The following is a 14312-nucleotide window of genomic DNA, read 5'->3' as shown; positions in this document are numbered from 1 at the left end:
GATCCCGGGAAGAGAACTCAGAGCCTCTCGCTACCGGAACCGCTCTTCCAGCGCGACCCGAACGATCGACTTCGCGATGGCCGCGCCGCCCGAGAACGGATCGAGTTTCGTCTCGCCTTTGCGCTCGTCGTACTCGATGGGGCGCTCGCGGACATCGTAGCCGCGCATCAGCGGCCGCATGAGCAGCTCCGCCGAGAGACCGGTGTTCTCGGTCCAGGCGATCTTCTGGACGACCTCGCGGCGGTACGCGCGCATGCCGGTCGTCGTGTCGTGGACGCGCTCGCCCATGAGGACGCTCGCGAGCAGTGCGAACAGTTCGTTACCGAGTTTGTTCATCCCCGGCATCTCGTCGGCCCCGTAGTACAGGCGGTCGCCGCTGACCACGTCGGCACCGTCGTTGATCTCGTCGAGGAAGTCCGGAAGGCGTTCCATCGGGTACGTGTCGTCACAGTCGGTCGTCACGACGACCGGCCGATCCGGCGTCAGGACCGCCTCGCGGACCGCGACGCCGTAGCCCTGCGGTTCCTGTTCGATCACCGTCGCGCCGTGCTCGCGGGCGATCTCGGGCGTCCGGTCGCTGGAACCGTCGACGCAGACGACCTCGGCGCGCCCGTCGGTCACCGAGTCGATGTCTTCGAGGACCGAGCCGATGGCTTCGGCCTCGTTGTACGTGCCCATGACGACGGCGAGGTCGTCGAACGTGAACGCCTCTCTCTCCTGTTGTGTGGCTGTCTGGGTACTCATTGCCCCGTTGTCTGTCCCCACCCGCCTTGAATGTTTAGGTTCGCCGAAACCTCAGTGATCCGCGAGGTACGTCCCGAGCGGCGTCGCATCCGTCCAGAGCGATTCGAAGAGATCACTGCCCCAGGCCACCGCTTCGTCGGTCTCGGAGACGAGTTTGGCCGAGGGCCACTCGCCGTCCATCTGGGGTAGGGTCAGGATCACCCACTCGGTCGAGACGCCAAGCGCGTAGTCGACCGGCGTCACACGGACGGCCGTCTCGTCGAAGGTCCGCCTGTCGCCGTCGTCGATACCGGCATCGATCATCCCGTCGATTACGTCGCACCCGACCACCAGACGCGAACCTGGGGTGTCCGGCATCGCCGCCTCGTACTCCCGGTGGTACACGGGCGAGACGACCTGACAGTTCTCGACGCTCTCGACGCGGGTGACCACCTCGCGAACGGGCCGGTCGATGTCCGTCTGTGTGCCGCGAACGACCTCGTACGAGCCGAGTTCGCAGAGTCGGTGCCTGAACGGCTGGGGGATGACCGAGGCGTCGTGGCGCTCCCAGTACTCGGCGTCTCCTTCGATGAGTTGCTCAATGAGTCGCTGGCGATGGATCGTGTCGGCGACGAGTCGACCCGTTCCAGTCAGTCGCCACGTCCCGTCCGCAGAGCGGAGCAGTCCGCGACGTTCCAGATTGGCGAGCGCGTCGTAGACTGCCGACTCGCTCGCGTCGAGATCCGCTAACAGGTCGGCAGTGGTCCGGTCCGCCGGACACAGGGCCCCGACGATATCCGTCCTCACAGACGACGTACTGACGTACTGTACGACGGAGTCTCGGACCATGTTGAACAGTTACCATATCACTCGGCAGGGGGCCACATATCAGTTTCCATTTGTAACGGACTGGTCTGGAATGCGAGGAAGACTCCCGTCCCGACTAGATTTTTTCCTCGGAGATGTGCTCATCTTTTTTATCTATTGGAACGGATGGAAGATTGCTGTCCGCCACGTGACCACGTCCCCGCTGACTGCGACGGACACTACCTGGGTCTCGTGGACCGTTCGTCATCGGGCAGTGACCGTGACACGCCTCTGACAAGCGCTCGTCTGCCCGACGGGTCATGCGAAGCCGTGGGTTGCCCGCCCACGGCTCTCAGTGTCTCAGTCCAGTTCTCACGGAGCGACGGCGTCGTCCTGGGATCAGGCGTCCGGCGGTTCGTCGCGCCCCACGCGGATCTCGTAGGCCTCGATGTCCTCGTAGGTCGCGACCTGTCCACCGACTTCGACCGATCCGTCCGCGGTCTGGACGACCAGCGTCGCCACCTCGCGGTTGGAACTGAACGACGCCTGATCGACCTTGCCCTCGATCACCCGGTGGTCGCCCGTCTCCACGTCTCGACCCTCGATGGTGGCGTAGAACTCACCTTCGAGCGTCGTCAGGTCGGAGATGCACCGGCGGATCGTGCCGTAGCGCCGCGGGAACGGCAGTCCGTCGCCGTCGCCGGTGATGACCTCGGACGTCGTCCACAGCACCGTGTTGAGAAAGCCGGAGACGAGGAAGCCGAGTTCGGATCGATTGAAGATGACGCCGTAGCGGTCGGTGTCGCCGCGAACGCTCTCGCGGGTCGCGTACATCGAGTAGTTCCCGTCCGCGACAGCGACGACTGGCGTCGTGATGCCGCGTCGCCCCTTGACTGTTGTGGCGATAGACTGGTAGTCGAACCGCTCCGGGTCCGGCGCGTCCGACGCCGGGGAGATGAGTATCTCGATAGCGATTCCCGACCGCTTTCGCTCCGCGAGTCGGTCTTCGAAACGATCAAGCAGCGCCGGCGTCAGCGAGAGCGTCAGTTCGTACTCCGCAGTGTCGATGATGTCTTCGAGGTACCGGAGAATCGTCGGACGGGACTTGACCAGCGAGACCGCCTCGGGTTCTCTCGCGGGCGCGGTGTAGCGCGAGGAGAGGTCGTCGACCAGATCGTCGAGGGAGTTCTGGATCCCCTCGAAGGCCTCCCGGGGGTCGATGGCCAGCACTTTCATCGGACGAGACTCCTTGAGTTCGACCAGTCCCACGTCGCTGAGGCTCCTGACGGTGTCGTACACCCGCGGCTGCGGGATATCCGTGTTCTCGGAAATTTCAGACGCCGTCAGTTCGCCGTGCTGCAGGACGGCCAGATACGCCGCGATCTCGTACTCGCCGAGATTGAACCGCGCGATTACCTGCTCGAGCGATGCTTCCAAGTCGTCACTGGACATACGCAGGCGTTTGCGAGTCGAGTACTAAGAACTTCGGCACTCGGCCCGGTTCGCGGGAACCGAAACGGCCGTTTCAGCCGCTCGAAGCGGGGCTATCCGCATCGCATCCCGGCTCTCGACGAGACGGGACTCCGAAAGAGTCGTCGTGTTACTGGTAAGCGCTCGATATCTGCGACACCACGTCGGCCGGGGCGGCCCCGGAGTTCAGCGACGAGATGGCGGACTCGAGCGAGGACTGGACCGCGGGCGGGGCGGCCAGGCCGTGAGCGACCGACGGCGGCTGGGCCTCGCTGTTCTGGAAGTCCTCGATCTGGCTCGTCGAGAACTCGTTGAAGGGCTCGGTGCTCACGTCGGAGCGCGGCGGAATTGACCCCTTCTTGGGGTTGAAGATCTCCTGAGCCTCGGCGGTGCCGACGAAGCGACACCACAGCGTCGTCGCCTCGGGCGACGGGTTGTTGATCGGGTACGGGAACGAGTCCATGTTCAGCGAGTAGTAGCCCTCGGTCCCCGGGAACGCGACGTGGTCCCAGTCCTCGCCGTAGACGAGGTCGTTCGTGATGTAGGTCCCCGCCGCCCAGTCGCCCTGGTGCAGGAACGCCGCCTCGCCGTTGATGACCTGATTGTTGGCCTCGGTCCACGAGATGGAGCCGGCGTCGCTCGGGATGTACTCGAGGTAGGACTGGGTCGTCTCGACCGCCGTCTGCAGGGCGTCGCTGTTGGCGTCGACCTGGCCGTCCTCGAAGATGGCGCTGTAGGTCTCTGCGTCGGTCTGGCCGAGCAGGACGGTGGCGAACATCTGGAAGCTGGACCACGGGCTGCCGGTCTGGTGTGCCATGCCCGTGTAGCCCGCGTCCTCGACCGTCTGCAGCGCGCCGACGAGGTCCTCGGGCGTCTCCAGGCTCGTCGGGTCGACGCCCGCGTCCTCGACGACCTCGACGTTGTAGAAGAGGTTGTTGAGCCGGTGGATGTTGAGCGGGACCGTGACGTAGTTACCGCCGGGCTGGGCCGCGTTCTTGACCCCACCGAGGTACGCGTCCTTCATCCCGTTCTGGGACCACACCGACTCCTCGATGTCCTTCAGCAGACTCGCGTCGGTGAACGGGGTCAGGTTCTTGCCCGGCCACGCCTGCCACGTGCTCGGGTGGTTCCCGTTCTGGACGCGGGTCCGGATGTTCGCCTGGAGGTTCTCACCGGCGCCGCCGGCGATGAGGTTCTCGTCGAAGGGAACGTCCGGGTGCTGCTCCTTGAACGCGTCCATCACGGACTGGATGGCTTCCAGCCCGTCGCCCTCGCCCCACCAGTGAGCGACTTCCAGCGTGCTGTACTGGGTGCCACTGGACGTGCTCTCGCCGTCACCGCTGGAGCCGTCGCCGCTGGAGCCGTCGCCGCTGGAGCCGTCGCCGCTGGAACCGTCACCGCTGGAGCCGTCGCCGCTGCCACCGCAACCGGCGAGCGAGGCCGCACCCGCAGCACCGGCAATCCGAAGAGCGTTACGTCGTGTCAACCGCTTGTCCGCGTTATCGTCAGTCATGAGTACACCAATACCTCACAATTCTGTATTGAAGATTAATACTTAATACTTCTGTATGGCAAAAATCGCCATTTCACATACGGAACGATCTCCCTAAAACGCCGTTATGTTCGGATTTCCGGCCCCTCAGGCCTTGAAAGTATTATACTCTACCGAGTAAATAAATCATGTACATACATCATTCTTCATATATATTAGCCGTCGAAGTCCCCAAAATACCCCAGTCGAGTCCGTCCTGTGCCCGGATGGAGCGGCGGGCGCGGTCGCCGCTACAGCGAATCGAACTCGACGACGGCCTTGATCTGGTCGTCGCCGTCCTCGAACGCGGCCTCGACGTCCTCCGGGTCGGCGACCGTCGTGACGAGGTCGTCGAGCAGCCACTGCGGAAGTTCTTGCAGCGTCTCGACGGCGTCCTCGAAGTGCGAGACGTGGGAGTTGACTGTCCCGATGAGACACTTGTTGTGCAGGACGATGTCGTTGTGGAGCGCCCCGCCGTCGACCTCGAACTCCCAGGGTTCGGGGATGCCAAGCAGCACGCCGACGCCGTTCTGGTCGAGCGCCTTGACCGTCTGGAAGGCGTGGGGGGCGAACCCGGTCGCCTCGTAGACGTAGTCCATCGCCTCGTAGTCCGTCGGGAGTTCGTCGACGGGCGTCTCCCGCGAATCGACGTACGTGCTCTCGATCCGGTCGATGATGTCGACGGTCGGGTCGGGTCGGTCGCGGCGACCGACGCAGTAGGTTCGATCGTACTCCTGTTCGAGCATCCACAGCGTCAGCAGGCCGAGCGAGCCGTTCCCGAGCACGCAGGCCGACTCCGGCCGCCAGTCGAAGGGCTCGCGCGTGGCGTAGGCGTGCTCGTTTGCCTTCTCCGTGATCGAGAGCGGTTCGACGAGGAAGCCGTACTCGGCGACGGACTCCGGGACGGGGACGAGAAAGTCCGCCGGCGACGTGAAGTACTCCGCCATGAAGCCGTGTTCCCCGACGATACCGCGTTCGACGTAGTCGCCGTCGGGGGCCATGTCGGGTTCGCCCCGGCGAAAGTACTCGTTCGTCTCCCCGCCGGGCTTGCGCCGGACGGTCGGCGCGACGATCTGCCCCGCTTCGAGCCCCGTGCCATTGGGCTCTTCCACGACGCCGACCGCCTCGTGTCCGAGGATCATGTGCTCCGCGCCGTCGGGATAGCCGCCGTGGGAGCCGTTAATCACCTCGTGATCTGTGCCGTCAACACCGACCCGCAGCGTCCGGACGAGCGCCTCGCCAGTCTCGGGGACTGGCCGCTCTCGCTCCAGAAGCTGGGGCCCGGCCGCGTCGGGCCGAACACCAATTGCTTTCATGCGCACGCGGACAGTCAAAACACTCCGGATTAAGTCTTTCTTCAGTCGGACGCGTCGACGCTGACGGCCGCGCCAGCGTCGCTGGACCGATAAATCGCGTCCAGCACCCGCTGGACGCGCAGCGCCTGCGAGACGGTGTTTCGATGGGGCGGCGTCCCGTCGCGGACGGCGTCGACGAACCGCCCCAGCGTGCGCCGGTGGGCGTTCGCGTCCTTCGTCTCGACGGCCGTCGTCCGGTGGTGCATCGTTCCGTTGTCGACGGTCTCGTACATCGTGAGCGAGTCGTCCGAGAGATCGAGTTTGGCCCCGGCGTCAGTCCCGCGGACGTAGTACTCCTGGCTGTCCGGTCGGTTCGTCGCCCAGGCGACTTCGAGCGAGATCGTCGTCCCGTTTGCACAGCGGACGAACGCGCTCGCCGAGTCGTCCACCGTGAAGTCAGCCGCGCCGCCGTCCTCGCCCCACATGTCGACGTACGCGTAGTCGTCCTCGACGCCGAACTGGGCGCGCGTCTCGCCCGTGACCTCGGTTACCTCGGGATACCCGAGGAGGTGCAGCGACAGGTCGATGGCGTGCGCGCCGATGTCGATCAGCGCCCCGCCGCCGGCGACGTCCTTTCGCGTGAACCACGAGCCGCGACCGGGGACGCCCCGGCGGCGGACGTAGTTCGCCTCGATGTGGGAGATGTCGCCCAGGGCGCCGTCGGCCCGGTAGCCGACGAGCGCCTCGACCGGGTTCGCAAAGCGGTTGTGAAAGCCGACCATGCAAAATCCCTCGGCGTCCGCCGCGGCCGCGGCGATTCGCTCCGCGCTCTCGACGGTGTGGGCGAGTGGCTTCTCGACGTAGACGTCCAGCCCCGCTTCGAGCGCGTCGACGACGTACCGCTCGTGGAACTTGTTCGGCGTGGTAACGAGCACGGCGTCGACCGAGTCGTACATCTCCGCGGGGTCCTCGTAGGTCGCAGCGCCGTACCCGGCGGTGAAGGCCTCCCGTGCATCGCGGTCGATGTCGACCCCGGCTTCGAGAGACACCGACTCATCGAGCGCGTCCAGATTGTGGCAGTGAATCTGCGCGATGTTCCCGAGCCCGACGATTCCGATCCGCACTGTCTCGGTCATTGGTACTCGATACTGTCGACCGTCCGATAATTAATACAACTGCTTTTCACGCTCCTCGCGCTCCTCCTCGCGCTCCTGTTGTTCCCGCGCCTTGCGGCGACCGCGCCGATACTGAATGATCCCGGGCACGATCTTGTTCTTCAGGTCCAGCACGAACGAGCCGATCCCGTACGCCCAGAAGAAAAACAGGACGAGCATCCCGCTCCAGTACAGCGTCGCGAGGTGGCTGCTCATCGTCAGTCGTCGGTCTCCACTTCGCTGCCGGACGCCGCGCTGTCCGTCCCGACCGGGCGCAGATCGTGGGAGATGGCCTCCCCGCTCGCCGAGTCGAACAGGTGGACGTTCCGTCGGTCGATGACGACCCCGACCTCGTCTTCCTCCTCGATGTCGGAGTCCGGGTCGATGCTCATGAGCAACTGATCGTTCGTCGCAAGCTCCTGTGACATCGACGTCTCGCCGTCGCCGAGCAACAGGTAGGCGAATATCTCGTCGCCCATCGGTTCGAGGATGTCCGTGGTCGCCTGGATGATCCCGGACGGATCCGCGACCTCGTCGCGGAGGTCTGCGGGGTAGATGTCCTCGGGACGGATTCCGAGCGTGACCGAGTCCCCGACGCTGACGCCCTCGATGGACGACGGGTCGAACGCCAGCGAGAAGTTCGGCGTCTCGAGGGCGTCCTCGGCGACCGTCCCCTCGACGAAGTTCATGGACGGCGAACCGATGAAGCCGGCCACGAAGAGGTTGTCGGGTTCGTTGTAGCACGTCAGTGGCGGGTCGATCTGCTGGAGGCTCCCCGAGTCGAGGACGGCGATGCGGTCCGAAAGCGTCATCGCCTCCTCCTGGTCGTGGGTGACGTAGATGATCGTCGTGTCCAGTTCCTTGTGGAGGCGCTGGAGTTCGGTCCGCATATGGACCTTGAGCTTGGCGTCCAGATTGGCCAGCGGCTCGTCCATCAGGAACACGTCCGGTTCGCGGACGATGGCGCGGGCGATGGCGACGCGCTGGCGCTGGCCGCCGGACATCTCCTCGGGCATCCGTTCGAGCATGCCCTCTAGCTGGACGATGTCCGCGGCCCGCTCGACCCGGCGGTCGATCTCGTCTTGCGGGTAGTCCCGAAGACGGAGCCCAAAGGAGATGTTGTCGTAGACGTCCATGTGCGGGAACAGCGCGATGTTCTGGAACACCATCGCGATGCCCCGGTCTTTCGGCGGGAGGTTCGTCACCTCGCGGTCACCGATGTAGATCTCGCCCTCCGTCGGAATCGTCAGCCCCGCGATGGTCTCCATCGTCGTCGACTTCCCACAGCCCGACGGCCCGACGAAGCAGATGAACTCCCCGTGGGCGATGTCCAGGTTCATGTCGTCGACCGCGGTGACCACGTCACCCTGGTCGTCGTAGCGTTTCGTCACGTGTTCGAGTCGTACTCGTGCCATTGTGTTACTCCTTGAGTGCTCCTGAGGTCAGTCCGCTGACGATGCGTTCCTGGGCGACGACCACGAGGATGACGACGGGGAGGACCCCGACGATGCTCGCGGCCGCCATGAGGTTGTACTGGGTCGTGTACTGGGTCTGGTAGCTGAGGATCCCGCCGACGATCGGCGACCACTTCGTGGCCTCCGGCGAAGTCGCCATGATCGAACTGAAGAAGTACTCGTTGTACACCGCGATGAACGTCAGCACGGAGGCGGTCGCCACGCCCGGCGCGGACAGCGGCATGATGACCCGGAACAGCGCGCCCAGTCGCGTCGTTCCCTCGACCCGCGCGGCGTCCTCAAGGCCGTCCGGGATCTGGCCGTAGAACGTCGTCAGGATGAAGATGGACAGCGGCATGAACAGCGCGCTGAACGGCAGCACCATCGATCCCGGCGTGTTCAGGAGCCGCGGTGGCGTGAACAGCGGGATGTTCGTGAACGGAACCGTGATCGGGGCGTTGCCGGCGAACGCCTGGAACAGCGGGATGACGAACGCGGCCGGCGGGAAGTAGCTGATCGCGAGGATGGCGAGCATCAACAGTGCGCGGCCCGGGAACCGGAGCCGGCCGAACACGTAGCCGGCGAGGCTCGCGACGAACAGGACGATGACCGTCGTCGTGATCGCCAGCGCGAAACTGTTCAGCATGAACAGGTGGAACGGGACCTCCTCGAAGACGCTGATGAACGCGCCCGGGTTGAACCCCTTGGGGACCGGCAGCGGGAACGTCCCGCTGACGCCGAAGAGGTTCACCGTCGGGAGGAAGCTCCCCGCGAGCAGGTTCCCCTCTGGCGTCACCGCCAGGACGACGAGCCAGTAGAACGGGAACAGCGTCGTCACGAGGAAGAATATCATCGCCGCGTAGAACAGCGCCCGATACACCTTCTCCGGGTCCCGGATCGCGCTCTGGGTCCAGCGCTGGAGCGGGCCGTCACTCGATTGGTCTTCGTTCGTGGTTGCCATGTCAGATCGCGTCCTCCCCTTGCCACACGATGAGCCCCATGACGACGGTGCCGATGATCGCGGCCGTCACGAACGCGATGGCCGCCGACGTTCCCTCGCGGGTGGTGAACGTCGCGACGACCATGCACGACAGCGACGGCACGACGGTACAACTGGAGACGGTGTCGATGATACCGAACACGCGCATCGCCTGCACCGAGCGGAACAGGACCGCGACCCCGATGGTCGGCAGGATGAGCGGGAACGTGATGAGCTTGAACTGCTGCCACTTGGTGGCTCCCGCGACCTTCGCCACGTCGTAGAGCCCGCGGTCGATGCTCTGGAGACCGGCGAGGATCAGCAGCGCCATGAACGCCGAGGTCTTCCAGATGTCGGCCACGATGATGATGAACGTCGCGCTCGGCGTGTCGTTGAGCGTGTTTGTGGGCGCGAGCAGGCCGAGGTCGGCCAGCGGCGGCGTCAGGAACCCGACGTTCGAGTTGAACATCAGGAAGAAGATCATCCCCTGAATGACGATGGGGACCGCCCACGGGATGATGATGGCCGCGCGGACCCACCGCCGCCCGTAGAAGTCCTGATCCAGGATGAGCGCCTGCCCCAGACCGATGAGCGTCTCGAACAGCACGCTCACCACGGCGAAGATGATCGTCACCACCAGGGCGCTGTTGAGTAGCGCCTGGAGGGAGAGACTACTCGGCAGGAACGTGGTGCCGCCGGGCAGGAACTGGTTCTTCTCGCCCGTGAACAGTCCGACGTAGTTACCGAGGCCGACGAAGTTCCGACTCGAGAAGTCGAGGGACGTGGCGAACAGCGACAGTTCGAACGTCCGCAACAGCGGATACAGCGCCACGACGCCGAGCAAAACGAACACCGGCAGCAACAGCAAGTACGCGTACTGCGTGTCGCTCAAGTTCTCCATCCAGCGCATGGCGTCGACGAGCGCACCCGACCGTCGAGACTCTCGACCTGTGTCTGTGCTCATTCGGTCACCTCCATCCGTCTGTCGAGGAATCCATGATTAATAATCGAGTGGGTTTGATGTAAAGCTAGGCTGTCAGTTTCCTTCGGTCTCGGCGAGCGACTCGGCCAGCGTGGCCATCGCCTGCTCGGAGGAAACCTCCTGACCGACGGCGCGGTTGACCTGCTGGGCGATCTTGCTGGTCTGGTTGCTCCAGACCGACGTGACCGGCCGGGGCATCGTGTTCTGACCGGCGACCTGCAGCGTGTCCATGTACCGGCCGACGACCGGGACGTTGCGGGCCTCGTCGGAGTTGAACAGCTCGGGTCGCGGCGGCAGCCAGCCCTGGATGGACAGAAGCGTCAGCTGGAAGTCCGGCTGCATCGCGGCGCGGATGACCTGCTTGACGGCGTCCGGCTGGCCGGTGTTGGGGTTGACCGTCATGTGCCAGCCACCGAGGGCGGCGGTCGTTCCGCCGGTGCCCGGCTGTGCGGCCTCGCTTTCCGGCACGGCGTAGGGAATCGGCATCGCACCGAGGTCCTCGCCGAGGGCGGGGTCTTCGGTCTCTTCCGGGTTACGTCCGGTCAGCGCCAGCGAGTACGGCCAGTTGCGGTGGAACACCGCGTTGCCCTGGGCGAACGGCGCGCGCGAGGACTCCTCGGTCCACCCGAGGATGTTCGTCGGCGTGAAGCCCCCGCCGTATCCGTCGAAGGTCCCGCCGAAGTCCTCGTTGTGGACGAACTTCCGCATCATGTTGAGCGAATTGATGGTCTCCGGTTCGTTGACCGTGATCGGGCGCTCACCGACCGGACCGAAGAGGTTGTCCCGGCCGCCGAAGTACGCGCCGCCCCACGAGGACATGACCTCGTTGAACGTACAGCAGGCTGTTCCCACGTAGATGTCCCACTGGGTCGTAAAGCCGTAGTCGACGCCGGAGTTGTCGTGGACGTCAGCGGCGATGTTCGACCACTCCTCCCAGGTCATCGGCTCCGTCGCCCAGTTGTTGCCCTCGGGGTCGTAGCCGGCCTCCTCGACGAGGTCCTTTCGGTACTGCATCGTCGGGAAGTCCGGGAACACCGGGACGCCGAAGAGGTTCCCGCTTCCCGGGTCCCGCGCGGTGTCGGTGAACGCCGAGAAGTAGTTCTCGTCGACCTCGGTGACCAGTTCCTCCGGCAGGAACTCCGTGAGGTTCTGGAGCTGCCCGCGCTGGATGAAGATGTTCGTCCAGCCGTTGTCCATCAGGAACATGTCCGGGTCCGTCTCGCCCGCGGAGAGGAGCCGGTTGTAGTTCGCTCGCGCCTGTCCAGTCTCCTGGTTCCGGGGGACGAGCTGGACCGTGATGTCGTCCGAGAGCCCGTTGTCGTGCAGCGCCTGCTTGATGGCGTCGCCGTTGTTCTGGGCGGCCACGGGGTCGAAGCCCCACTGGACGGTCGTCCCGCCGCTTCCACCGTTGCCGTCGCCCGTGCTCCCGCCGTCGCCACCGTCGCCGCCACCGCCGCCTCCGTCGCCACCGTCGCCCCCGTCGCCACCGCCGCCGACGAAGTCCGCACAGCCCGCCAGTCCCGCGACGACACCCGACGCGCCAGCAGCGCGAACGAACCGCCGCCGCGACACGCCTGTCGATTCTCGCTCAGCCGATGTGCCATTGTCCGACATGTCTATGCTGAGCTATCCCGGATATCACTTAAGTGTTATCCATAATTAACCACGGGTGTTGTAAATGACTTCCTACCGAGTTATTTTTCAGCGAAGAACAATCACTAAAGATAATCAAGTATAAATATCTATGGGAAGCCCAAACGGGTATTTGTGAATCGAGCACGCTCAAACGCGCAAACTGAGTGAAAGTTTATTTAGCCGGGTGCGATCGGTGTCACTCGTACCGTACGCCGACGATAGTGACCTCCACCGCTTCGATCTCTTCGAGAACGGCCCCCCAGCCGCCGATTTCGTACGTCCGGTCGTCGGTTTCGAGCGTCGCGCTGATCTGACCCGCCAGTTGCGCCAGCGGGACCGGGTCCGTCCGCCCGATGTTACTCCCGGTGTACTCGACGCCGGTGATGTGTCCCCGGAGTTCGACTTCCTCGTTCGTGTCCGTCACGTACCCACTGACGACGGCCTCGATAGATGCCCCCTCGTTCAACAGTGGTTCGATGTCGCGGACGGCGTGGCGGAGGTCCACGTATGTCGTCGGCGTCTCGGGCGTCCGCTCGGTGTGTATCGTCTCCCAGATCTCCCACAGACAGGTCAGGAAGAACCAGTGGAAGATGTAGGTGTGCGTCCGGTCTTTCACGAGCACGCCGTACTCGTTGACAGAGTGGGCGTGTGGCGCGAAACAGGTCCAGGTACGGTCGACGAGGACGAAAAACGGGGCCGGGATCTCCCGGTGGCGAGCCTCCGTGCAGGCCCCCTCGAGCTCGTCGATCGACGGGATCTGCTGGTCCGGCCCCGTACAGATGCTCAGTTTGATGTTGACGCCGCGGTCGTGGGCCTCCCTGAGCGCCGACTCGACCGCGTAGAACTGCTCCGGGTTCACGCCCACCTGAATCTGGTTTTGGGCTTCCTCGATGAGTTCCCTCGCACGGCTGATGACCGTCTCGAAGCGCTTGACGATGCTGACCTCGTGGTCGGAGATGGCCGGCTGGTCCCAGCGTTCTTCGATGGTCTCCGCGGCGTCGAGGTACTTGCTCGAACGCGCTCTGAGGTCTTCGAGGACGACCTCGGGATTTCGCGCTCGGGCAGTCAGGCTGTCCTGCTGGAAGGTCTCGATGTATCCTTTCGACTCCAGGTCGCGAAGCACGTCGTAGATCCGCGGGTCGGGAACGTCACACGAGTCGGCGATGTCGGTCGCCGAGGCGGTGCCGAGACCGAGCAACGCCACGTACGCCTCGGCCTGATACGGAGAGAGACCGGCGTCTTCGAGAACGTCGGTTAGTTCGCTGTCGTCCATGTGTTCCGTTCGAGTCCCAGTGTGTAGTTAACAGCCATGATTGTCTCCAGTCACCGGTCGGCCGTGTCGCTCCCGGGCGACAGACGCGGGGTCAGACTGCGGACCCCGATCCTGTGGTACGTCACCATAGAGCATCTCACCTCATGTACAACTGTTGTTGTTAAAGAATTTTTGAATGGGGTAGTCGAGGCGGGTGCCGTCGGGTTCGGTGTGTCGTGCTGGACAGGACACCCGCACGGCGGTCCTGAACCCACCCACGTTCGAGCAGTTTCGGGTCACCATTCCGGGGAGAAGAACATTGCCTATTAAATCCTCCCGCGCGGAAATGCGATATATGAAGAACATCGACGATCTCGTCGACAGCGCGGCCGACCTGGCACAGCGGGGTCTCTCCAAGGGGGAGATCGCCGACGAGCTCAACGTTTCCAGGGAAACAGCCAGTTGGCTCGTCGAACGGAGCGGGACCGGTGCGGAGCCGGAGCCCGACCAGTCCAGCGGGCCACACGACATCCACGTCGACTGGTCGGCCCTCGGCCGTGACAGCACCCGGCTGTACCACGCCGGCGCGGCGATGGCCGACCTGCTCTCGAAACAGGGCGAGGACGTGGACCTCACCATCGGCATCGAGAAGGCCGGCGCACCGCTCGCGACGACCGTCGCCCGCGAACTCGACACCGACCTCGGGACGTACGCGCCGACGAAACACCAGTGGGACGACGACGAGAGCGAGACGAACGACGGCTCCTTCTCACGGAACTTCGCACAGATCCGTGACCGCGACTGCTACGTCGTCGACGACACCATCACGAGCGGGAACACCATGGCCGAGACCATCGACGCCATCCACGACCAGGGCGGCAACCCCGTCGCCTGCGTCGTACTGGCCGACAAGCGCGGCGTCGGCGACATCCGTGGCGTCCCCGTCTACTCCCTCTTGCAAGTCATCCGCGTCGGCCGCGACGACGCCGACGAGTAAGCGCCACCGGACGCTTTTCACCGACGGACTGCG

Annotated in this window: 13 protein-coding genes; 1 reads left to right on the top strand and 12 read right to left on the bottom strand. The window is 64.5% G+C overall.

What is annotated here, in order from left to right:
• Positions 1-30: 30 nt before the first annotated feature.
• The 12 genes from ACOZ4I_RS07315 to ACOZ4I_RS07260 form a co-directional block, all read right to left on the bottom strand.
• A complete protein-coding gene (locus tag ACOZ4I_RS07315; RefSeq protein WP_424004490.1) occupies positions 31-744 on the bottom strand; it encodes a dolichyl-phosphate hexose transferase in 714 nt (237 codons plus the stop codon).
• Positions 745-795: 51 nt separating this feature from the next.
• Entirely contained in the window at positions 796-1530 is a 735-nt protein-coding gene (locus ACOZ4I_RS07310) for a helix-turn-helix transcriptional regulator (protein ID WP_424004488.1), read from the bottom strand.
• A 399-nt stretch (positions 1531-1929) separates the two neighbouring features.
• Complete coding sequence (trmB, locus tag ACOZ4I_RS07305) at positions 1930-2982, bottom strand: HTH-type sugar sensing transcriptional regulator TrmB (protein WP_424004486.1); 1053 nt, start codon at positions 2980-2982, stop codon at positions 1930-1932.
• A gap of 148 nt (positions 2983-3130) precedes the next feature.
• Positions 3131-4513, bottom strand: coding sequence for an ABC transporter substrate-binding protein (locus ACOZ4I_RS07300; RefSeq protein WP_424004484.1), 1383 nt, complete (start codon positions 4511-4513; stop codon positions 3131-3133).
• Positions 4514-4782: 269 nt separating this feature from the next.
• The gene (locus tag ACOZ4I_RS07295) at positions 4783-5847 is read right to left on the bottom strand and encodes a glucose 1-dehydrogenase (RefSeq protein ID WP_424004482.1); all 1065 of its coding nucleotides are present in this window, start codon (positions 5845-5847) and stop codon (positions 4783-4785) included.
• Positions 5848-5888: 41 nt separating this feature from the next.
• Positions 5889-6962, bottom strand: coding sequence for a Gfo/Idh/MocA family protein (locus ACOZ4I_RS07290; RefSeq protein WP_424004480.1), 1074 nt, complete (start codon positions 6960-6962; stop codon positions 5889-5891).
• A gap of 30 nt (positions 6963-6992) precedes the next feature.
• Positions 6993-7196, bottom strand: a complete 204-nt coding sequence (locus ACOZ4I_RS07285; RefSeq protein ID WP_424004478.1) for a hypothetical protein — start codon at positions 7194-7196, stop codon at positions 6993-6995.
• A gap of 2 nt (positions 7197-7198) precedes the next feature.
• Positions 7199-8395 (bottom strand): ABC transporter ATP-binding protein, encoded by a 1197-nt coding sequence (locus tag ACOZ4I_RS07280; protein WP_424004476.1) that lies wholly within the window; start codon positions 8393-8395, stop codon positions 7199-7201.
• Between the two features lie 4 nt (positions 8396-8399).
• Positions 8400-9395, bottom strand: coding sequence for a carbohydrate ABC transporter permease (locus ACOZ4I_RS07275; protein WP_424004474.1), 996 nt, complete (start codon positions 9393-9395; stop codon positions 8400-8402).
• Between the two features lies 1 nt (position 9396).
• The gene (locus ACOZ4I_RS07270; RefSeq protein ID WP_424004472.1) at positions 9397-10377 is read right to left on the bottom strand and encodes a carbohydrate ABC transporter permease; all 981 of its coding nucleotides are present in this window, start codon (positions 10375-10377) and stop codon (positions 9397-9399) included.
• A 72-nt stretch (positions 10378-10449) separates the two neighbouring features.
• A complete protein-coding gene (locus ACOZ4I_RS07265; protein WP_424004470.1) occupies positions 10450-12009 on the bottom strand; it encodes a substrate-binding domain-containing protein in 1560 nt (519 codons plus the stop codon).
• A 217-nt stretch (positions 12010-12226) separates the two neighbouring features.
• Positions 12227-13303 (bottom strand): TrmB family transcriptional regulator, encoded by a 1077-nt coding sequence (locus tag ACOZ4I_RS07260; RefSeq protein WP_424004468.1) that lies wholly within the window; start codon positions 13301-13303, stop codon positions 12227-12229.
• Between the two features lie 334 nt (positions 13304-13637).
• Between ACOZ4I_RS07260 and gfcR the strand changes: the two genes are divergently transcribed.
• A complete protein-coding gene (gene gfcR, locus ACOZ4I_RS07255) occupies positions 13638-14279 on the top strand; it encodes a transcriptional regulator GfcR (RefSeq protein WP_424004466.1) in 642 nt (213 codons plus the stop codon).
• Positions 14280-14312 lie beyond the last annotated feature (33 nt).

Origin of the sequence: Haloarcula salina (assembly GCF_049603855.1) — an archaeon.
GTDB lineage: Archaea > Halobacteriota > Halobacteria > Halobacteriales > Haloarculaceae > Haloarcula > Haloarcula salina_A.
This window is presented reverse-complemented; position numbering and strand designations above follow the sequence as displayed.

What these genes read in the sequence shown, in the direction of transcription:
- ACOZ4I_RS07315 (WP_424004490.1), bottom strand. Translation starts at nt 744, where the DNA reads ATGAGTACCCAGACAGCCACACAACAGGAGAGAGAGGCGTTCACGTTC.
- trmB (WP_424004486.1), bottom strand. Translation starts at nt 2,982, where the DNA reads ATGTCCAGTGACGACTTGGAAGCATCGCTCGAGCAGGTAATCGCGCGG.
- ACOZ4I_RS07300 (WP_424004484.1), bottom strand. Translation starts at nt 4,513, where the DNA reads ATGACTGACGATAACGCGGACAAGCGGTTGACACGACGTAACGCTCTT.
- ACOZ4I_RS07295 (WP_424004482.1), bottom strand. Translation starts at nt 5,847, where the DNA reads ATGAAAGCAATTGGTGTTCGGCCCGACGCGGCCGGGCCCCAGCTTCTG.
- ACOZ4I_RS07290 (WP_424004480.1), bottom strand. Translation starts at nt 6,962, where the DNA reads ATGACCGAGACAGTGCGGATCGGAATCGTCGGGCTCGGGAACATCGCG.
- ACOZ4I_RS07285 (WP_424004478.1), bottom strand. Translation starts at nt 7,196, where the DNA reads ATGAGCAGCCACCTCGCGACGCTGTACTGGAGCGGGATGCTCGTCCTG.
- ACOZ4I_RS07280 (WP_424004476.1), bottom strand. Translation starts at nt 8,395, where the DNA reads ATGGCACGAGTACGACTCGAACACGTGACGAAACGCTACGACGACCAG.
- ACOZ4I_RS07275 (WP_424004474.1), bottom strand. Translation starts at nt 9,395, where the DNA reads ATGGCAACCACGAACGAAGACCAATCGAGTGACGGCCCGCTCCAGCGC.
- ACOZ4I_RS07270 (WP_424004472.1), bottom strand. Translation starts at nt 10,377, where the DNA reads ATGAGCACAGACACAGGTCGAGAGTCTCGACGGTCGGGTGCGCTCGTC.
- ACOZ4I_RS07265 (WP_424004470.1), bottom strand. Translation starts at nt 12,009, where the DNA reads ATGTCGGACAATGGCACATCGGCTGAGCGAGAATCGACAGGCGTGTCG.
- ACOZ4I_RS07260 (WP_424004468.1), bottom strand. Translation starts at nt 13,303, where the DNA reads ATGGACGACAGCGAACTAACCGACGTTCTCGAAGACGCCGGTCTCTCT.
- gfcR (WP_424004466.1), top strand. Translation starts at nt 13,638, where the DNA reads ATGAAGAACATCGACGATCTCGTCGACAGCGCGGCCGACCTGGCACAG.